The organism is Aeromonas sp. Marseille-Q7275 (genome assembly GCF_965119515.1).
Window position 1 is genome coordinate 23,352 of record NZ_CBCPLW010000029.1, and the last position, 19,276, is coordinate 42,627.

General features: G+C 60.8%; 16 protein-coding genes. 9 read left to right on the forward strand and 7 right to left on the reverse strand.

Annotated features, from left to right (window positions below):
• Positions 1–57 precede the first annotated feature (57 nt).
• Complete coding sequence (locus tag ACWPWQ_RS20110; RefSeq protein ID WP_454010602.1) at positions 58–1,314, forward strand: PTS ascorbate transporter subunit IIC; 1,257 nt, start codon at positions 58–60, stop codon at positions 1,312–1,314.
• A 202-nt stretch (positions 1,315–1,516) separates the two neighbouring features.
• Positions 1,517–2,566 carry a glycosyltransferase family 9 protein gene (locus ACWPWQ_RS20115; protein WP_454010603.1) on the forward strand — a complete coding sequence of 350 codons (1,050 nt, stop codon included), beginning with the start codon at positions 1,517–1,519 and terminating at the stop codon, positions 2,564–2,566.
• A 17-nt stretch (positions 2,567–2,583) separates the two neighbouring features.
• Here the strand turns inward: ACWPWQ_RS20115 and ACWPWQ_RS20120 are convergent, their stop codons facing one another.
• Genes ACWPWQ_RS20120 through rfaD form a run of 5 tightly spaced genes read right to left on the reverse strand, consistent with a single transcriptional unit; the run spans position 2,584 to position 8,106 of the window.
• Positions 2,584–3,279 (reverse strand): glycosyltransferase family 32 protein, encoded by a 696-nt coding sequence (locus ACWPWQ_RS20120; RefSeq protein ID WP_454010604.1) that lies wholly within the window; start codon positions 3,277–3,279, stop codon positions 2,584–2,586.
• A complete protein-coding gene (locus ACWPWQ_RS20125; RefSeq protein ID WP_454010605.1) occupies positions 3,276–4,007 on the reverse strand; it encodes a glycosyltransferase family 25 protein in 732 nt (243 codons plus the stop codon). Before ACWPWQ_RS20125 ends, ACWPWQ_RS20120 begins: the two co-directional genes overlap by 4 nt.
• Positions 3,988–5,295 (reverse strand): O-antigen ligase family protein, encoded by a 1,308-nt coding sequence (locus ACWPWQ_RS20130; protein WP_454010606.1) that lies wholly within the window; start codon positions 5,293–5,295, stop codon positions 3,988–3,990. Before ACWPWQ_RS20130 ends, ACWPWQ_RS20125 begins: the two co-directional genes overlap by 20 nt.
• A gap of 38 nt (positions 5,296–5,333) precedes the next feature.
• Complete coding sequence (locus ACWPWQ_RS20135) at positions 5,334–7,097, reverse strand: polysaccharide deacetylase family protein (RefSeq protein WP_454010607.1); 1,764 nt, start codon at positions 7,095–7,097, stop codon at positions 5,334–5,336.
• Between the two features lie 49 nt (positions 7,098–7,146).
• Positions 7,147–8,106, reverse strand: coding sequence for an ADP-glyceromanno-heptose 6-epimerase (gene rfaD / locus ACWPWQ_RS20140; protein ID WP_025325251.1), 960 nt, complete (start codon positions 8,104–8,106; stop codon positions 7,147–7,149).
• Between the two features lie 146 nt (positions 8,107–8,252).
• Here rfaD and ACWPWQ_RS20145 point away from each other — a divergent pair, with 146 nt between their 5' ends.
• From ACWPWQ_RS20145 to ACWPWQ_RS20165, 5 genes are all read left to right on the forward strand, one after another.
• Complete coding sequence (locus ACWPWQ_RS20145) at positions 8,253–8,897, forward strand: TetR/AcrR family transcriptional regulator (protein ID WP_265436758.1); 645 nt, start codon at positions 8,253–8,255, stop codon at positions 8,895–8,897.
• 184 nt (positions 8,898–9,081) lie between these two features.
• Entirely contained in the window at positions 9,082–10,272 is a 1,191-nt protein-coding gene (locus tag ACWPWQ_RS20150; protein ID WP_307766590.1) for a glycine C-acetyltransferase, read from the forward strand.
• 89 nt (positions 10,273–10,361) lie between these two features.
• Positions 10,362–11,387 carry an L-threonine 3-dehydrogenase gene (gene tdh / locus ACWPWQ_RS20155; protein ID WP_043132655.1) on the forward strand — a complete coding sequence of 342 codons (1,026 nt, stop codon included), beginning with the start codon at positions 10,362–10,364 and terminating at the stop codon, positions 11,385–11,387.
• A gap of 271 nt (positions 11,388–11,658) precedes the next feature.
• Positions 11,659–12,111 carry a c-type cytochrome gene (locus tag ACWPWQ_RS20160; RefSeq protein WP_162519260.1) on the forward strand — a complete coding sequence of 151 codons (453 nt, stop codon included), beginning with the start codon at positions 11,659–11,661 and terminating at the stop codon, positions 12,109–12,111.
• Between the two features lie 84 nt (positions 12,112–12,195).
• The gene (locus tag ACWPWQ_RS20165) at positions 12,196–14,469 is read left to right on the forward strand and encodes a putative bifunctional diguanylate cyclase/phosphodiesterase (RefSeq protein ID WP_454010608.1); all 2,274 of its coding nucleotides are present in this window, start codon (positions 12,196–12,198) and stop codon (positions 14,467–14,469) included.
• A gap of 7 nt (positions 14,470–14,476) precedes the next feature.
• Here ACWPWQ_RS20165 and rep read toward each other — a convergent pair whose 3' ends face one another.
• Positions 14,477–16,489: a DNA helicase Rep gene (gene rep / locus ACWPWQ_RS20170; protein WP_429110746.1), complete on the reverse strand. Its 2,013-nt coding sequence runs from the start codon at positions 16,487–16,489 to the stop codon at positions 14,477–14,479.
• 152 nt (positions 16,490–16,641) lie between these two features.
• On the opposite strand from rep, the gene ACWPWQ_RS20175 reads away from it, so the two are divergent.
• Both ACWPWQ_RS20175 and ACWPWQ_RS20180 read left to right on the forward strand, forming a co-directional pair.
• Positions 16,642–17,862, forward strand: a complete 1,221-nt coding sequence (locus tag ACWPWQ_RS20175; protein ID WP_454010609.1) for an aminotransferase class V-fold PLP-dependent enzyme — start codon at positions 16,642–16,644, stop codon at positions 17,860–17,862.
• Positions 17,863–17,875: 13 nt separating this feature from the next.
• Complete coding sequence (locus tag ACWPWQ_RS20180; RefSeq protein ID WP_454010610.1) at positions 17,876–18,310, forward strand: SufE family protein; 435 nt, start codon at positions 17,876–17,878, stop codon at positions 18,308–18,310.
• A 21-nt stretch (positions 18,311–18,331) separates the two neighbouring features.
• Here ACWPWQ_RS20180 and tcdA read toward each other — a convergent pair whose 3' ends face one another.
• A complete protein-coding gene (gene tcdA, locus ACWPWQ_RS20185) occupies positions 18,332–19,168 on the reverse strand; it encodes a tRNA cyclic N6-threonylcarbamoyladenosine(37) synthase TcdA (protein ID WP_454010611.1) in 837 nt (278 codons plus the stop codon).
• Positions 19,169–19,276: the final 108 nt, after the last annotated feature.

Here is a 19,276-nt window from a genome sequence, read left to right on the forward strand (position 1 = left end):
TTTTGCAACTCTCTGGGCGGCCTGCGGGCCGCCCCTTTCCTCTGATTGGAGCTGACCATGGAATTTTTCAATTTTCTGATGTTTGACGTGCTGTCGGAGCCGGCCGTGCTGGTCGGCCTGATCGCCCTTATCGGCCTGATTGCCCAGAAGAAACCCGTGACCGAGTGCATCAAGGGCACGGTCAAGACCATCATGGGCTTCGTCATCCTGGGGGCCGGTGCCACCCTGGTGGTGAACTCGCTGGGCGACTTCGCCGCCATCTTCCAGCACGCCTTCGGCATCAAGGGGGTGGTCCCCAACAACGAGGCCATCGTCTCCATCGCCCAGCAGTCGTTCGGCAAGGAGATGGCGATGATCATGTTCTTCGCCATGCTGGTGAACATCCTGATCGCCCGCCTCACCCCCTGGAAATTCATCTTCCTGACCGGTCACCACACCCTCTTCATGTCGATGATGGTGGCGGCCATCCTCTCCGCCGGCGGCATGAGCGGCATTCTGCTCATCGCGGTGGGCAGCCTGGTGGTCGGCGTGACCATGGTGCTGTTCCCGGCTCTTGCCCACCCCTACATGAAGCAGATCACCGGCTCGGACGACGTGGCACTCGGCCACTTCTCCACCTGCTCCTACGTGCTGGCCGGCTGGATCGGCGCCAAGTTCGGCAACAAGGCCCACAGCAGCGAAGAGGTACAGGTGCCCAAGAGCCTGCTGTTCCTGCGCGATACCCCGGTGGCCATCTCCTTCACCATGGGCATCATCTTCCTCATCACCTCCGCCTTCGCCGGGCCCGAGTTCGTTTCCAGCGTCGCCAAGGGCAAGCACTGGTTCATGTTCTCCCTGATGCAGTCCATCACCTTCGCCGCCGGGGTCTACGTCATCCTGCAGGGGGTGCGCATGGTCATCGCCGAAATCGTGCCCGCCTTCAAGGGGATCTCCGACAAGCTGGTGCCGAACGCCAAGCCGGCGCTCGACTGCCCCATCGTCTTCCCCTACGCCCCCAATGCGGTGCTGATCGGCTTCCTGTCGAGCTTCGCCGCCGGCCTGGTGGGCATGGTGCTGCTCTATCTGCTGGGGCTCACCGTCATCATTCCTGGGGTGGTGCCGCACTTCTTCGTCGGCGCGGCGGCCGGTGTGTTCGGCAACGCCACTGGCGGCCGTCGCGGCGCCCTGCTTGGCGCCTTCGCCAACGGCCTGCTGATCACCTTCCTGCCGGTGTTCCTGCTGCCGGTGCTGGGGGATCTCGGCTTTGCCAACACCACCTTCAGCGATGCCGACTTCGGCGTGGTGGGCATACTGCTGGGCCTGATAGTGCGCTGATGCCGCTTCATCCAGGCAGTCAGCAGGCGCGGTCTATGGGCCGCGCCTGTTGTTTGCGGCAGCCTCACCCCATCGACGCCGAAAATATGTGCAAACACAGTGCGTTGGATCGGATTTTCAGCCCACAGCGGCAGCATCTGACAGGGGAGTGCGATATGCTGATGCGCTGACGTTCCACCCGACCTCACCCGAGGCCTCTTCCATGAAATACCTGGTAGTACAAACCAAACAGATAGGAGATGTGCTGATCTCCACCGCACTGTGCAACAACCTCAAGCAGCACGACCCCGCCGGGGAGGTTCACTATCTGGTCATGGATTACTGCGCGGGGATGGCGGAGGGGAATCCCAACATAGATCGCTTGATCGTCATCGAGAAGGCGCGCCGCAACGAGTGGCGCTACATGAAAGAGCTGCTGCTGGACATTCGCCGCGAGCGCTACGACGTGGTGATCAACAGCCAGGGCCAGATGATAGGCCTGCTCACCTGCCTCATCTCGGGGGCAACACTGCGGATCGGCTTCGACTCCTTCCCCTGGCGACTCGGCCACAACCGCGTAGTGCGCTTTCGCCACGACACCGAACATCAGGGCAACAGCACCCTGGTGGATGACAGGTTCTCGCTGCTAAAGCCCCTGGGGCTCGCCAAGGAGGATCGCAACTACTATCTCTGGCTGAGTGAAGAGGAGAAGCAACGGGGACGGGAGACACTGCAGGCCGCCGGCATAGATACGGGCAGGCCGCTGATCGCCATGGGGGTCAACTCCCTTGGGCACTACAAGCGCTGGCCCATCGACTGTTTCGCCGAGGTCGCGCGCTGGCTCATCGAGCAGCACCACGCCCAGATCCTGATCTACTGCGGCCCTGGGGAGGAAGAGTACAACCGCAGCCTGAAGCCCTTGCTGCCAGAGACGCTGCAGACCAGCGTGTTTGACCGCATACAGACCCGCTCGGTGCGGGAATTGGCAGGGCTTATCGCCCACTGCCAGCTGTTCGTCGGCAACGACACAGGTCCGCGGCATATCGCGCAGGCGCTGGACATACCGCTGCTGACCATCGTCTCTCCCCTGGGGCACTCCGCCATTGCCAATCCCGTCTCTCATCCCCGCTATCGATTCATCGATACCAACCATCAGGATCCGCAGCAGGAAGTCCAGGCCGTTCAACACCAGCTGAGCATGCTCTGGGACGAAGTGACGCAGCCCCATGGCAAACCGGAAGAGCCGACCCCCGACCTTATGCCAGTCGGGTAGTCGACAGCGTCGGAGCGTCACTTTCTCAGACGGAAGAACTCCTTCTGCCACTCATAGAGGTATCCGGACCACCCCTTGGACTTGGCCCGCAGGAAGATGAGGCCGGATGAGCGTTTCCAGCTGTGCTGGAACCAGTGCGTCATGTAACGCTCCGCGGCGGGCTCAAAGTGAATCGCTTCCCCCTGATAGTTGTAAAAGTAATGAACCGGGGCGATCAGGGTGGCATCGCCGGACTGTGCCAGCTTGTCTGCCACCAGTCTGGTCATGATCTCGGGCCCCATGTACATGGGGGAAGACATGATCTCCTCTTCATAGAAGCGGACCAGCTCGGACAACATCACCGACTCTTTCCTGGCATAGATGACAGCGGTGCCGACCAGCCGATCGGACTCGTAACCTGCGCCAAACGCCACTGACTCGAAGAGCGGGAAAGGATCCTGGTTGATGGTGACATCGGTATCCAGATAGAGACCCCCTTCCTGGGCGAGGATCTTGAGGCGCAGGTAATCGGTCACGAAGGCCAGCAAGCCCCGTCGGTAGCACTCCCGTGCAAAGGTGCACTCCTGGATCCAGCGCTTTATCTGCGGGTCCGTATCCAGCCACAGCTTGTAGTCATAACCCTGCTTTCGCCAGTCGTCGATGCACACATGCGCCAGAGGAGGCAGCCGGCTGCCGAGCCAGATGGCGTGAATGGTTTTATTGGTCGCGCTCATGACTTGCCCCCGCACTGCTTCATGTTCCACAGGGTCATTTTGATGAACCGGTAGAAGCGGTACAGCTCACGGGTCAATTTGAACCCTAGCGGCACCTTCTTCAGTTCAACCTGATTCTGGATGTCGCTGCCCATGTCCCGCGGGCTATAGATGGCATAGGGGATAAGGCCGGTGCAGATGAGGCCGGTACGATAGGACTCGCCAATGAAGTTGTCGACCGAGCAGAGCCATCGCTTGCTGTGTGCCAGCAGACGGCGGGCCCCCTGGGGCGAGATGCTGTAACCCGTGGTCCAGCAGGAGTTGTTGTGCCAGAACATCAGCTGCATGTTGTCTATGGTGGTCAGTGCGGTGGCCGACCCGACCTGGGGTTCCACCTTCACATACTCATACTGCTCGTGGACCTTGGGCAGGGTCCCCAGTACCTCTTCAAAATACTGGGTAGGCAGGAAGTCATCTTCCAGAATGAGGATGGGCTCATTGAGTTCGACGCACCTTTCCCACAACAGGAAGTGGCTGGCATAACAGCCCTTCTCCCCCGGGGTCAACGGTCGGCTCCTGAAACGGATCCTGTGCTGGTCATCCGGCAAGGCCTGCAACCGCTCAGGGAGACCTTCAAAGCCATTCACCGCATTGAAAAACTCGAAATCGATGCCTCTGGCCTCCAGGACGGACTCGACGCGACTGCGCCGCTCGACGGCCCGTTCCAGACTAATGACGTAAATTTTCATGACCTTCCCTTGCAAACTGCTTCAGTTCTCCATGCAGTGCAACCGAGTAGATGGCGCCCATGAAGACGCTGAATACCCACTGCCCGGAGCGCATGTAGAAAAAGGATTCGAAGTTGTTGATGATGAGCCAATAGATGATGAAAGAGATGGTCAGCATCTTGATGAAACGTGAAGAACTCGAACAGGACAACACCTGACGGGCCACGGTGAAGAGTGTGCCATAGAGCACCAGGAATCCGGCGATACCCCAGCACACCAGGGTCTCCATGTTGGAGTTGTGCAGATGACGGAACTCCTGGGTGATGTAGTCCGGCAGAGTCTTGGATAGGGTAATGACCAGTGATTGACTGCCATAGCCGGTGCCGAAGAGCGGGTGTGCCAGGAACCACTGGATGGCCTCCAGCCAGGTCTTCAATCTCACCCCTATGCTGACGTCCTGCACCTCTGCCCAGTTGCCTGTCAATATGGCATGCAGATCCCCTTGATGCACAAAGCCAGACAGCAGCCTCTCCCTGATGAATGAGACCTGATAGAGGGCCAGCATGGTCGCCAGCAAGATGGCGTAGGTCATGACCACCTTGCGTGTTGGCCAATGGTCCCCACCCCCCAGCAAGGGCAGAATGGCCAGGGAGACCGAGATGGCCAGCCAGGACTGGCGGGATTGTAGAATGATGGAGAAGACGCCGAACAGCACTATGCCGAGCAGGATCCCGGCATTGGCCAATGACAGCTTCTTGAATTTTGAGGTGAGCAGCAACAGGACAAAAAACAGGAAACAGGCCCCCGCGATCAGGGAGCCATGCTGGGCATTGCGGTAATTGAAATCCACCCTGGCACCGTCGAGCCCCGTCTCGAAGATGGAGAAAAAGGCCGAGTGGTAGGCAAAAGTGAAGACCACCCCGACGCAGAAGGTCAGCAAGGTGATGACGATGCGGCGAGTGTCCCCCTTCAGCCAGTAGGCGAGGCCGATGAAGAAGAAGAGGTAGGCCATCGACTTCACCGAAGGGTACTTGAGGGCATAGTCATGGACATAATATCGCGATGACATCCAGCTCAGACACTGCACCACCACGGCCAGACAGAGCAGTTGAAATACTCTGTTTTTTATGAAAAAAGCCCTGTCCACATAGAATGCCAGCAGGGTCGCGAAGACGATGATGGTCTGGCAGACATCGGCGATCAGCTGTATCGAATCCTTGAACAGGGTGTAACCCAGAATATTCAGGAAGATTAAGTTGCCGAACGCCTTGCCGTGAAAAAAGCCGAGAAAATCGTGATTCGTCGACAAGGCCTGATCTTTCATCCCGAGCAATGTGTATTTTCCCATCAAGATTTTCTGAAGACATAGTTGCCACGGATCTTGCGCCACAGCCCGAACATGTCGGTGCGGGGGAAGATGGCGATCCGGCGGATCTGGAGCGGATCCCGATGCATGGCCCTGGGGCCGCTGTTGGTGGCCACAGCATAGCGGTAGCCGGCGGCACAGGCCTCGGCTTTCGCGCTCTCGTTCAGATCCCCGTAAGGGTAGGCAAACGACAGCAGCGGCTGGCCAAGCAGCCGTTCCAGCCTCTCCTTGTTGGCCCGGATCTCCTGTGCCTGCTGTTCGGGAGCCAGCGTGCTCAGGCGCGGGTGCGTCAGGGTATGACCACCGATCTCCACGTGACCGGAGGCCACCAGCGCCTTGATCTCGTCGCCATTCATCAGGGCCACAGGCGTATCGGGGTGGGTCGGATGCTCCACATCCCAGCGATTGTGATCCTCGCCGGTCACTATGTACACCACCGCCTTGTAACCATATTTTTCCAGCAGGGGCAGCATGCGGGTGAGATTGTCCCGATAACCGTCGTCGACGGTGATCATCAGGTACTTCTTGCCGTATTGCAGCCGGTGGATGAAGCCCTTGTCCGCCAGATCCGCGAATGTCAGGGTCTCGTAACCCAGCCACTTCATCAGCTTGAGGTGTTTCTCGAACATGGCGATGGGCAGCCAGGTGCCGTGCACCCCCTTCTCGCTCTCCTGCTCGATGAAGCGGTGATACATGATGACCGGCATCTCCCGGCGCAGGGTCTCGACCACGGCATCCTGATAGATGGACTCGAGCCCGCTCACCACCTCCTGCAAGTCATACTCCTGCCGGATGCGCTGGCGCAGGCTGTCCGGCACGCTCTTGCTCGCCAGCGCAGTGGCTATCTGCCCCTTCAGCGCGGCAAAATCGATGGACAGATCTCTGGGCCCTATGTCGCCGAAGTTGCTGGCCAGCGCCTCGTCCAGATTCTGTTCGGTCACCAGCCCGATGGCCTTGGCCTCGCCGATGGCAAACGCCGGACGGCCGCACAGCAGGGCTTCCATCGCCACCCGGCCGGCGCCGATCACCAGATCGCACTGTGCCAGCAGGGCGGGTACATCATCCACATAGCCGACGAAATCGACCTTGTCCTGGAAGCGGGCAAAGCGCTCCGGCACTCGGGTGCCGCTGACGACACGGACTTGGCAGGCGTCCAGATCCAGCACCTCGTCCAGCAGGCGATAGCAGAGCTCCCCCTTGGGGCCGCTCAGTCGACCTATGATGGCGATCACCGGCTTGGGATTATCCGGCGCAGGCACAGGCTGGAATTTGTCGGTTTCTATGCCGTTGCGCAGCACCTGCACCATGGCGGGATCCACCCCCAGGTTGTCGATGATCTGGCGGGCGATATCTTCACAAACGGCAACCGCCCGATAGCCGAGGGCATGGAAGGCCTTGCGGGAGGCATGTACCGGCTGACGACCATGAACTGTGGTGATCATGGGGGTGCCGGTCAGCTTGCAGGCCACGTAGCTGCTCCAGCCGGAGGCGCGGGAGTGGGCATGGACCAGCTGGATGTGGTGCTTCCTGATGAGATAGATGAGGTAAAACACATGCCAGAAGCGGCGCAGTATGCTGCGTTTGTTGAACCTCAGCTTGAATACGGGCCCTTGCGTGGGCTTGGTCAGGGTATCTGACACGTAAAAGACGTTGTGACCACGCCGGGTCAGCTCGTTGCCGACCGTGGTGGCATAGACCTCAGCTCCCGTGACTTCGAGCTGGGAGAGTGCCATCAATATGTTCATGCAAGCGCATCCGATCGACGGGCGGCCAGGGCCGCCCGTCAGAGGGGGATCAAGCCCGGTTCAACCAGGCCATGTAATCGGCCACGCCTTCGGCGACAGTCTTGAACTCGCCGTCATAACCGACGCCGCGCAAGCGGGTGAGATCGGCCTGGGTGAAGCTCTGATAGCGACCCTTGAGGTGATCCGGGAAGGGGATGTACTCGATGGCGCCTTGCTGGTGATGCTTGATCACGGCCTCGGCCACGTTCTGGAACGGCTCGGCACGGCCGGTGCCGCAGTTGAAGATGCCGGAGTGCTGCGGGTTCTGCCAGAACCAGAGGTTCACCTTGCAGACGTCGTCCACATAGATGAAGTCGCGCATCTGGCCGCCATCCGGGAAGCCGTCGCAGCCCTCGAACAGCTTGGGATTGTCCCCCTGCTTCACCTGGTTGTTGAGGTGGAAGGCGACGGAGGCCATGGAGCCCTTGTGCTGTTCGCGCGGACCGTAGACGTTGAAGTACTTCAGGCCCACCACCTGGGAGTCGATCTCCGGCAGCCAGCGGCGCACGTATTGGTCGAACAGCTGCTTGGAGTAGCCATAGACGTTCAGCGGCTGCTCGAACTTGGGATCTTCGATGAAGTTGTCGTTGCGGCCGCCATAGGTCGCGGCGGAGGAGGCATAGATGAAGGGGATTTCCCGCTCGATGCAGTAGTGGAACAGATCCTTGGAGTACTCGTAGTTGACCTCCATGATGAACTTGCCGTTCCACTCGGTAGTCGCAGAGCAGGCACCTTCGTGGAAGATCACCTCGATGCCGCCATCCCACTCTTCAAACTCGTCACCGGAGACGATCCGCGCCTGGAACTCGTCCTTGTCCATGTAGTCGGCGATGGTGAGATCGACCAGGTTGACGAACTTGGTGCCGTCGGTCAGGTCGTCGATGACCACGATATCGGTCCGTCCTTGAGCGTTCAGCTGCTTGACCAGATTGCTGCCGATAAAGCCAGCACCGCCAGTTACTACGATCATGGAGTTTGCCTCGCGTACGTTGATGGCCCCGTGTGACTGCCTGTTAAAGCTGTGTATAGTGGGCCAATTTGAAATTGCCGAAAAGTTTATCACGGGCCGCCAGGGGATTCGACCTCGGCGCACAGGGCCCGGCAGAGGGATCAGTGATGAAGACCAGAGACAGGATCATCCATAGCGCCACCGAGCTGTTCAACGATCAGGGTGAACGCAACATCACCACCAACCACATTGCCGCCCATCTCGGCATCAGCCCGGGCAACCTTTACTACCACTTCCGCAATAAAGAAGACATCATCCACTCCATCTTCGATCAGTACGCCCGCCACCTGAGCGAGAGCTTCACTCCGGCCCGCAGCCACGAGATCAAGCTGGAAGATCTGATGGGTTATCTGGATGCCATCTTCTATCTGATGTGGCAGTTCCGCTTCTTCTACGCGAATCTTCCGGACATCCTGAGTCGCGACGAACCCTTGCAGCACAAGTACCTCAAGGCCCAGGAGCAGCTGCGCGCCGCAGTGGAGGCGCTGCTCAGAAGCCTGCGCGAGGGTGGCATCATAGACGTCAGCGACGAAGACCTGCCGGATCTCGGCCAGACCATCAAGATGGTGGTCACCTGCTGGATCCCCTTCCAGATTGCCCAGGCGCCCCATACCCGCATCACCAAGCCCTTGCTTTATCAGGGGGTCTTGCGGGTGCTCTTCCTGCTGCGCCCCTATGTCCAGCCCAAGGTGATCGCCCAGATCCGCCAACTGGAGCAGCACTACCACCAACTGGCCCAACCAGCAGGGTGAGATCTGTTTCACAATTGTTGAATATCAGCATAATAATTTGAATTGGTGCGCAACGATTGCAGTAAAATGTTGCCCATTCCAGGGTCTGTCGACGTTTCGTCACGACCGCGACGACGTCAGTCCGTGCACCTCGCACGGCCCAAGATCCTGATAACACAGTCGACACAGTCAATGAGGACCGAGGATGTCTAACGGATTCTATCGTCACCTGGCCGAACAGCTCGAACAGGTCAAGGCGGAAGGGCTATACAAGCAGGAACGCATCATCACCTCGGCTCAGCAGGCCCAGATTGCGGTGGGCGGCGAGCAGGTTCTGAACTTCTGTGCCAACAACTACCTGGGGCTGGCCAACCACCCGGATCTTATCGCCGCCGCCCATCAGGGGCTCGACAGCCACGGCTTCGGCATGGCCTCGGTGCGCTTCATCTGCGGCACCCAGGATCAGCACAAGGCGCTGGAGCAGAAACTGTCCGCCTTCCTCGGCACCGAGGACAGCATCCTCTACTCCTCCTGCTTCGATGCCAACGGCGGTCTGTTCGAGACACTGTTCGGCGCCGAAGACGCCATCATCTCAGATGCGCTCAACCACGCCTCCATCATCGACGGCGTGCGGCTGTGCAAGGCCAAGCGCTATCGCTACGCCAACAACGACATGGCCGAGCTGGAAGCCCAGCTCAAGCAGGCCAATGCCGACGGCGCCCGCTTCAAGCTGATCGCCACCGACGGCGTCTTCTCCATGGACGGTGTCATCGCCGACCTCAAATCCATCTGCGATCTGGCCGACAAATACGACGCCCTGGTGATGGTGGATGACTCCCACGCGGTGGGCTTCATCGGCGAGAACGGCCGTGGCACCCACGAATACTGCAACGTGCTGGACAGGGTCGACATCATCACAGGCACCCTGGGCAAGGCGCTCGGCGGCGCCTCCGGCGGCTACACCTCCGGCAAGAAAGAGGTCATCGACTGGCTGCGTCAGCGCTCCCGTCCCTACCTCTTCTCCAACTCCCTGGCCCCCTCCATCGTCTCGGCCACCATCAAGGTGATCGACATGCTGGCCGAGGGCCACGCGCTGCGCGCTCGCCTGAAAGAGAACAGCGAGTATTTCCGCACCCGGATGAGCGCCGCCGGCTTCACCCTGGCCGGTGCCGATCACGCCATCATTCCGGTCATGCTGGGGGATGCCAAGCTGGCCGCCGAGATGGCGAGCCGCATGCTGGCCGCCGGCATCTACGTGGTGGGCTTCTCCTTCCCCGTGGTGCCCAAGGGCCAGGCCCGCATCCGTACCCAGATGTCTGCCGCCCATACCCGCGAGCAGCTGGACAAGGCCATCGATGCCTTCATCCGCATCGGCCGCGAGCTCGGTGTGATTTGATCACATGGCTAGCTGATTAAAACGGGGGCCAAGGTTGGGCCCCATTTTATTACCCTCTGTACCCGGCACTGCGCCGTGAGGAATCTGTCATGAAAGCACTCTCCAAACTCAAATCCGAAGCCGGCATCTGGATGACGGACGTCCCGGCTCCCGAGCTCGGCCACAACGATCTGCTGATCAAGATCCGCAAGACCGCCATCTGCGGCACCGACATGCACATCTACAACTGGGATGAGTGGGCCCAGAAGACCATACCCGTGCCCATGGTGGTCGGTCATGAGTACGTGGGAGAGGTGGTCGCCGTCGGCCAGGAAGTGCGCGGCTTCGCCATCGGCGATCGCGTCTCCGGCGAAGGCCACATCACCTGCGGCCACTGCCGCAACTGCCGCGCCGGTCGCACCCACCTGTGCCGCAACACCATAGGGGTCGGCGTCAACCGCCCGGGCTCCTTCGCCGAATACCTGGTGATCCCGGCCTTCAACGCCTTCAAGCTACCGGACAACATTCCCGACGAGCTGGCCGCCATCTTCGACCCGTTCGGCAACGCCGTGCACACCGCCCTCTCCTTCGATCTGGTGGGTGAAGACGTGCTCATCACCGGCGCCGGTCCCATCGGCATCATGGCTGCCGCCGTCTGCCGCCATGTGGGTGCCCGTCACGTGGTGATCACCGACGTCAACGAATACCGGCTGGAGCTGGCCCGCAAGATGGGCGCCACCCGCGCCGTCAACGTGGCCAAGGAGAAGCTCTCCGACGTGATGGCCGAGCTCGGCATGACCGAAGGCTTCGACGTGGGGCTGGAGATGTCCGGCGTACCCAGCGCCTTCCAGGACATGATCGACAAGATGAACCACGGCGGCAAAATCGCCATGCTCGGCATTCCCCCCTCCACCATGGCCATCGACTGGAACAAGGTGATCTTCAAGGGACTGTTTATCAAAGGGATCTATGGTCGCGAGATGTTCGAAACCTGGTACAAGATGGCCAGCCTCATCCAGTCAGGCCTGGATCTCAGCCCCATCATCACCCATCACTTCCACATCGATGACTTCCAGCAGGGCTTCGAAGCCATGGGGTCAGGCAAGTCCGGCAAGGTGATCCTGAACTGGGATTGAGTAGCCTGGACAACGGCTTGTGGATGTCAGGTGCGAAGGCCAGGTCCACCGGGATCCTGAGTAGAGACAAGTCAGCCTTTTTCACGGCTGAATGCAAAAACCCGGCGAAAGCCGGGTTTCTTTTTGCTCTTGCCTTGCCTGCTGCCCCTGCCGCCGCAGAAACTTTGTTCGCAGATTGCTTAACACTTCACACACAAGCGTTTAAATGCCTGTAACTATTCGGTTATAATCCCGTCGTTTTCTAGGGATAATAAGAGCCTGCTGGGAGTACATGAGCGTGTTGAAAAAACTGAGCTATTTGCTGGCTGCCGGGATGGCAGCCGCCACCCTGTCCGGCGCCGTCCTTGCCGCCGATGAGATGTCGACGGAAGCCATCGCCGAGCGCATAGCCCCGGTCGGTCAGGTCTACACCGCCAAGGATCTGGAAGGCATCGCGACCGCAGCGGCCGCCCCTGCTGCAGCCTCGTCCGGTCCTCGGGATGGCGAGACAGTGTTCAAGGGCGCCTGCTTTGCCTGCCATGATACCGGCGCGGCCGGTGCGCCCAAGCGCGGGGACAAGGCCGCCTGGGAACCACGCATCGCCCAGGGGTTCGACACCCTGCGCAAGCATGCCATCGAAGGCTTCACCGGCAAGGCCGGCATGATGCCGGCACGGGGTACTTGCGCGGCCTGTAGTGACGAAGAGATCGAAAACGCCATTCACTACATGATCGACAAGCTCTAAGTGGTTGAAAGGGCTTCTATAGCAGCCCTTTCAATCCAATCACTTCCGACTACGCTTGTAGATGAGTTAATTCGGGAGTGTTGCATGTCAGTCCAGCCCCTCACACCGCCAGATCCCCCCCCCTTGCTGGCGGTCGTTTCTTCCATCATGGATTTCCCCGCGCCCGGCATCGCCTCTCCTGAGGACTACGCCAGACTGGTAGAGCAGCTGGGCAGACTCTGTCCCCTGCAGCACTTTGCCATGCTGGGGCTGGCCGATGGCGGCCTGCACTGGTTGTATGAACATCGGCTGCCCGAGGCGTTCAAGCAGCAACTGGGGCGTGAAGGGCCCCGTCTCACCGAACAGCTCACCCAGCTCGATGAACATCAGGGATGGTGCGTGCAGGCGGTGGAGCACTATGAGGTGCAATGGCTGCTGGCCCGCGGCGCTCCCGAACAGACCCCGACCCTGAGACTGCTGCTGGAGTGTCTCGCCAAGCGCCTGCACGAAACCCAGACCGGCACCCAGCTGGCTGGGCAGGCGTCCCCCCTCATGCAGCGGGATCCCCAATGGCAGCAGAAGATTGAAAAAATCAGCCGTATCATGCGGTTGGCCCACAACCTGCCGCAGCATGCCCTGTTTTCCCAGTTGGAGGCCGTGCTGCGCCAGATGCTGGCCGTCAATGACATGCTGCTGGTCCGCCTCGATAACCAGCGGCTGGAGAAACTCTATCCGATGCGGCTTGCCTATGCTGACGACGTCATCAGGGCCCTGTGCCACAGCACCAACAGCATAGAGCGCAGCGAGGCCGGATTGTTCTGGTACAGCCTGCCACTGCGCCAGCAGCAGCAGTATTTCGCCCACCTCATCATCAATACTGCCCAGCCCCTGGAAGCCGATGACAGGCTGTTCCTCGACTTCCTGCGCCACCAGTTGACCCTGCTGCTTGAGCTCACGAGAGTCAGGCAGCAGCTGGATGAACTCAACTCGGAAGAGTCCATCAACCAGCGACTCCAGCAGTTGCGCCAGACCAACCTGCGGTTGCAGAAACGACTCAGGCATCATCAGGAGCTGGAGCGGCGACTCCAGTTCAATGCGCTGCACGACCCGTTGACCCAGCTGCCGAACCGGGCCCTGCTGATGAACCACCTCCATCACGCCATGACCCGTTACCGCCGTTACCAGACGGCCGGCTTCACCCTGATCTTCGCCGACGTGGATCATTTCAAGCAGGTCAATGACGCCCTGGGCCACAGTGCCGGCGACCAGCTGCTGCAGGAGCTGGCCAAGCGCCTGCAGAGCTGTATCCGGCAAAATGACATGGTGGCCAGGCTGGGGGGCGACGAGTTCGTCATCTATCTGGACAACAGCCAGCAGGAGGAGGACGTCAGCCCCGTACTCAACCGCATTGTAGGCCGCATCGCCCACCCGTTCCGGCTTCAGGGCAATGAGCTGACCGTGACCGTCAGCCTGGGGGTGGCCAGCGTGTCGGAGCAGACCACGGACATCAGCGAGCTGCTGCACCAGGCCGATCTCGCCATGTATCAGGCCAAGCGCAATGGCCGCAGTCGCATCGTCATGTACTCAGATGCCTGCATGGAGCACTCGGGCTCGCCGGAGGAGCTGCTGTTCAGGGCCTTGCGGGAAGGGCGGATTGTCCCCTACTTCCAGCCCGTGATCAGGCTGTGTGACAGCCGCCTGGTCGGTCTGGAGGTGATGGCGCGCTGGATAACGGAGGAGGGGGAGCTCAAGGATGCATTCGACTTCATTCCACTGGCCGAGCAGTGCGGCCTCATTCAGGATCTGGATCGCCAGATCCTCAGACGCACCTGCCAGCAGTTGAAGAGCTGGTTGCAGCTCTCGGGGGGCGGCCGCTTCAAGATATCGCTCAACCTGTCCGGCAAGCACCTGGCCAGCCGCGAGCAGATCATGGCACTGGTCCACATCATGGAGGAGGAGGGGGTGATACCCGGCTACTTCATCTTCGAATTCAACGAGCGGGAGCTCTCCAGGCAGAGTGCCGACTCCCTCACCTCGCTCCATGAGCTCAGGGCCAAGGGAATCCAGATCAGCCTCGACGACTTCGGGACCGGCTTCTCCTCCCTCAATGCCCTGTTCCACTTCCCGGTGGACTACATCAAGGTGGATGACAGCTTCACCCATCGCATGCTGAACTCCCCCAAGGATCTGGCGCTGATCCGCGCCATGCGGGACATCTGTCAGGATCTTGACTTCACTCTGGTGGTCGAGGGCATAGAGAACCAGCAGCAACTGCAGAAGCTGATCGAGCTGGGCTGCGCCCTGGGGCAGGGGCGCCACATCTCCCCGCCTCTGCCAGGATCCGACATCATACCGCTGCTCGCAGAGCCCCCGGCCTAGCCTTCTCTCAATCCTTCTTGAACAGGGCCCTCAGGTTGGCAACGCCGACCTGCCCCTTCTGCTGGCGCTCCTCGGCCGTCACCTTCTTCTGGTTCTCCCACTCCAGATCGTCCTGGGGCAGCTCCAGCAGGAAGCGGCTCGGCTCGGGGCGCACCGACTCGCCATACTGACGCCGCTCCTTGCAGAGGGTGAAGGTCAGTTCGGTCTGGGCCCGGGTGATACCCACGTAGGCGAGACGGCGCTCCTCCTCCACGTTGTCCTCGTCGATGCTGGTCTGGTGGGGCAGCAAGCCCTCTTCCATTCCCACCATGTAGACATAGGGGAACTCCAGCCCCTTGGAGGCGTGCAGTGTCATCAGCTGCACCTGATCCGCATCGTCCTCCCCCTCGTTGCGCTCCATCATGTCCCGCAGGGTGAGGCGAGTGACCACCTGGGCGAGCGTCATGGCCTCCTCCAGCTCGTCCCCCTCCAGCATCTCGGTGATCCAGCGATAGAGGGTAGAGACGTTCTGCATCCGCATCTCGGCCGCCTTCGGGCTGGGGGAGGTCTCGTAGAGCCACTCCTCGTAGTGGATCTCCTTGATCATGTCCCGTACAGCCTCCACCGGGTTGCCTCGCAGCGCCTGATCGCCGAGCCGCACCAGCCAGTTGGTGAAGGCCTGCAGGGCCACGAGGCCACGGCCGGAGAGGTGCTGCTCCAGCCCCAGCTCGAAGCTGGCGGCAAACAGGCTCTTGCCGCGCTGGTTGGCGTACTGCCCCAGCTTCTCAAGGGTGGTGGGACCGATTTCCCGGCGCGGCAGGTTGACCACCCGCAGGAAGGCGGTGTCTTCGTCCGGATTCACCAGCAGCTTGAGGTAAGCCATGATGTCCTTGATCTCGGTGCGGGAGAAAAACGAGGTACCGCCGGAGATGCGATAGGGAATGCGGTTGGTCATCAGCGCCTTCTCGAAGATGCGCGACTGATGATTGCCCCGATAGAGGATGGCGTAATCCTTGAACCGGGTGCGGTTCATGAACTTGTGGCCCATCATCTCGGCGGCGATCCGCTCCGCCTCGTGCTCCTCATTCTTGGCGAACAGCACCTTGACCGGCACCCCGTAGTCGAGCTCGGAGAAGAGCGCCTTGTCGAACACATGGGGGTTGTTGGCGATCAATATGTTGGCGCACTTGAGGATGCGCCCCTTGGAGCGGTAGTTCTGCTCCAGCTTGATGAGCTTGAGGCTGGGGAAATCCTCGTTCAGCAACACCAGGTTCTGCGGCTTGGCACCGCGCCAGGAGTAGATGGACTGATCGTCATCCCCCACCACGGTGAAGCGGGCCCGCTCGCCGACGATCTGTTTCACCAGCTCGTACTGGCTGGTGTTGGTATCCTGATACTCATCGACCAGCAGGTAGCGGATCTTGTTCTGCCAGCGGGTCCGCACCTCCTCATTGTTCTTCAGCAGCAGGGTCGGCATCACGATGAGGTCATCAAAATCCAGCGCGTTGTAGGCCACCATCTGGCGGTGATAGCGCTCGTAGAGCTGGGCCATCAGCACCTCTTCCGGCCCCCGGGCGATGCGCATGGCCCGCGCCGGCAGGATGAGGTCGTTCTTCCAGTTGGAGATCTGGGTGATGAGGGCCGAGAGCTTGTCCTTGTCGTTGTCCAGCTCCGCCTCGGTCAATTCTTTCAGCAGCGCCAGCTGGTCGGTATCGTCGAACAGGGAGAAGTTTGCCTTGAGATTCAGGCTCTTGTGCTCGCGACGTATGATCTCGAGCCCCAGGGTATGGAAGGTGGAGACCATGAGCCCCCGCGCCTCCTTGCGGCCCAGGGTCTGGCCGACCCGCTCCTTCATCTCCCTCGCCGCCTTGTTGGTAAAGGTCACAGCGGCGATGTTGCGGGCGTTGTAGCCGCACTGCTGCACCAGATAGGCGATCTTGTTGGTGATGACGCGGGTCTTGCCCGATCCGGCACCCGCCAGCACCAGGCAAGGGCCGGAGACAAACTTGACCGCTTCGTTCTGATTGGGGTTGAGCTTCATGGGCCGGATCTCTTGGCTTATGATGAGGGGCGGCATTGTAACAGAGATCCCGCGGGCAGCCGAAACCGGACACAGGATCCCGCCACTTCGCCTTGTGTTTGCCCGTCATTTTCCGGATCATGGCCGACTTTTCCAGAGGAGGTGAGGGGAGCATGAATCAGCAACAGCACGCCCAATTGCGTAGCCAGTTTCCGGCCCTGGCACAGGAGGTGAACGGCCACCCTCTGATCTATCTGGACAACGCCGCCACCACCCAGAAGCCGCAGGCGGTGCTGGACGCCATCGCTCACTACTATCGGGCCGACAACGCCAACGTGCACCGCGCCGCCCATGCCCTGAGCGGCCGCGCCACCCGCGCCTTCGAGGCGGCCCGCGAGACGGTCGCCCGCTTTATCAATGCGCCCCGCAGCCACGAGGTGATCTGGACCCGCGGCACCACCGAGGCGATCAATCTGGTGGCCCAGAGCTGGGGCATGAGCGAACTCAAGGCAGGGGACGAGATCGTCCTCAGCACCCTGGAGCACCACGCCAACATAGTCCCCTGGCAGTTGATTGCCGAACGCACCGGCGCCATCATTCGGGTCATTCCGCTGGATAAGCGCGGGGATCTGGATATGGAGGCTTACCTGGCCATGCTGGGGCCGCGCACCCGGCTGGTGAGCGTGGCCCACGTCTCCAATGCCCTCGGCACCGTCAATCCGATCACCCGGATGGTGGCTGCCGCCAAGGCGGTTGGCGCCCTGACGCTGATCGACGGCGCCCAGGCGGTGGCCCACCTCGAGGTAGATGTGCAAGCCATAGGCTGCGACTTCTACGCCTTCTCCGGTCACAAGCTCTACGGCCCGACCGGTATCGGCGTGCTCTGGGGCAGAACCGGATTGCTGGAGCGGATGCCGCCCTGGCAGGCGGGGGGCGAGATGATCGACAGAGTCAGTTTCAGCGGCACCACCTTCAACGCCCTGCCCTTCAAGTTCGAGGCGGGGACCCCCCATATCGCCGGGGCCATTGGCCTGGCTGCCGCCATCGACTTTATCAGGACCCAAGACAGGGCTGCGCTGGTGCGCCACGAACAGGCACTCACCGACCATCTGGTCGCTGGCCTGCGCCAGGTGCCGGGCCTGCGCCTCATCGGGGAACCAGCACAACGGGCAGGCGCCGTCTCCTTCCTGCTGGACGACATCCACCCCCAGGATGCCGCCACCCTGCTCGACATGCAGGGCATAGCACTGCGAGTCGGCCATCACTGCGCCATGCCGCTGATGGACAGCCTCGGTATAGGCGGCACCCTGCGGGTCTCCCTGGCCTGTTACAACAACCGGGACGATGTGGAAGCCCTGCTGGCGGCCCTGCACAAGTTAAGTGATTTCTTCTAAGGCAGACAATCGAATGAGTGACCTCGCAACCTATACCCGGATCGGCCTTGAGCCCGACGCTGACAGCATCCGCCAGCAGTTTGCCGCCGCACCTGGCTGGGAGAACCAGTACCGCCTCATCATCCAGCTCGGCAAGCTGTTACCCACGCTACCCGGCGAATGGCAGCAGGAGGCATTCCGTCTCAAGGGATGTGAAAGCCAGGCCTGGTTGAAGGGAGAACAAAGCGAGGATGGCTGCTGGCACTTTGCCTGTGATTCCGATGCCCGCATCGTACGCGGGCTGATCGTCATCGTGCTGGCGGCGCTCAACCACCAATCCGCAGAGGTGATTCAGGCCTTTGATATGGAAGCCTATTTCACAGAGCTGGGGCTAGAGAAACATTTGAGCCCGTCACGGGGTAACGGGCTCAGGGCAATAGTACTGGCGATCCGGGAGCTGGCAGCCTAACCCCCCTTGTTCAGTGGTCGATCAGGCTTCGCTAATCGACCCTACCTCTCCATTCCCGGCCTCTTTCTCGGCGCGGGCGCCCCGCTCGGCAATCTTCTTCAATACCCGGGAAGCGGCCACCAGACCGAAGGTCGCCGTCACCGGCGTCACGGCGCCAAAGCCGGAGGCGCAATCCATCTTCATGTTGCCATCGCTGGCCGCCTTGGCCTGACAAGTGCCGCCATTGCCATCGGGATAGCTCAGCTGCTCGGTCGAAAAGACACACTCCACCCCAAACTTGCGCGCCGGATTCTTGCTGAAGTTGTGCAACCGGCGCAGGTCGGAGCGCACCTTGGCCGCCAGCGGATCCTGAATGGTCTTGGCCAGATCCGCCACTGTGATTTGGGTCGGATCCATCTGCCCGCCGGCACCGCCCGCTACGATCACCGGGATCTTGTTGCGCTTGCAGAAGGCAATAAGCGCCACCTTGGCCTTGACCGAATCGATGGCATCCACCACATAGTCAAACTCCCGCCTGATATGCTCGGCCAGGTTGTCGGCGGTGACAAAGTCATCCACCTCAATCACCTCGCAGTCGGGGTTGATGGCGTGGATGCGCTCGGCCATCACTTCTGTCTTGAGGCGGCCGACCGTGCCCTGCATGGCGTGGATCTGACGGTTGGTGTTGGTGATGCAGATGTCATCCATGTCGATCAGGGTGATCTGGTTGATGCCGGCACGGGCCAGCGCCTCCGCCGCCCAAGAGCCAACCCCGCCTATCCCCACCACGCAGACCTTGGCCTGGCTGAAGGAACCAAGGGCGCGCTGACCATAAAGACGGGCAATGCCCCCGAATCGCTGTAGATATTCTGCTTTCATACCACCACCTTGCTTGAGGGCGGCCATTATAGCGGCAACCACGGTCAGCGGCGATGATCGGGTGAAAATGGTGCCGATGCGAGGGGGAAATGCGTGCTGTGTCGGCAT

What these genes read in the sequence shown, in the direction of transcription:
- ACWPWQ_RS20110 (WP_454010602.1), top strand. Translation starts at nt 58, where the DNA reads ATGGAATTTTTCAATTTTCTGATGTTTGACGTGCTGTCGGAGCCGGCC.
- ACWPWQ_RS20115 (WP_454010603.1), top strand. Translation starts at nt 1,517, where the DNA reads ATGAAATACCTGGTAGTACAAACCAAACAGATAGGAGATGTGCTGATC.
- ACWPWQ_RS20120 (WP_454010604.1), bottom strand. Translation starts at nt 3,279, where the DNA reads ATGAGCGCGACCAATAAAACCATTCACGCCATCTGGCTCGGCAGCCGG.
- ACWPWQ_RS20125 (WP_454010605.1), bottom strand. Translation starts at nt 4,007, where the DNA reads ATGAAAATTTACGTCATTAGTCTGGAACGGGCCGTCGAGCGGCGCAGT.
- ACWPWQ_RS20135 (WP_454010607.1), bottom strand. Translation starts at nt 7,097, where the DNA reads ATGAACATATTGATGGCACTCTCCCAGCTCGAAGTCACGGGAGCTGAG.
- rfaD (WP_025325251.1), bottom strand. Translation starts at nt 8,106, where the DNA reads ATGATCGTAGTAACTGGCGGTGCTGGCTTTATCGGCAGCAATCTGGTC.
- ACWPWQ_RS20145 (WP_265436758.1), top strand. Translation starts at nt 8,253, where the DNA reads ATGAAGACCAGAGACAGGATCATCCATAGCGCCACCGAGCTGTTCAAC.
- ACWPWQ_RS20150 (WP_307766590.1), top strand. Translation starts at nt 9,082, where the DNA reads ATGTCTAACGGATTCTATCGTCACCTGGCCGAACAGCTCGAACAGGTC.
- tdh (WP_043132655.1), top strand. Translation starts at nt 10,362, where the DNA reads ATGAAAGCACTCTCCAAACTCAAATCCGAAGCCGGCATCTGGATGACG.
- ACWPWQ_RS20160 (WP_162519260.1), top strand. Translation starts at nt 11,659, where the DNA reads ATGAGCGTGTTGAAAAAACTGAGCTATTTGCTGGCTGCCGGGATGGCA.
- ACWPWQ_RS20165 (WP_454010608.1), top strand. Translation starts at nt 12,196, where the DNA reads ATGTCAGTCCAGCCCCTCACACCGCCAGATCCCCCCCCCTTGCTGGCG.
- rep (WP_429110746.1), bottom strand. Translation starts at nt 16,489, where the DNA reads ATGAAGCTCAACCCCAATCAGAACGAAGCGGTCAAGTTTGTCTCCGGC.
- ACWPWQ_RS20175 (WP_454010609.1), top strand. Translation starts at nt 16,642, where the DNA reads ATGAATCAGCAACAGCACGCCCAATTGCGTAGCCAGTTTCCGGCCCTG.
- ACWPWQ_RS20180 (WP_454010610.1), top strand. Translation starts at nt 17,876, where the DNA reads ATGAGTGACCTCGCAACCTATACCCGGATCGGCCTTGAGCCCGACGCT.
- tcdA (WP_454010611.1), bottom strand. Translation starts at nt 19,168, where the DNA reads ATGAAAGCAGAATATCTACAGCGATTCGGGGGCATTGCCCGTCTTTAT.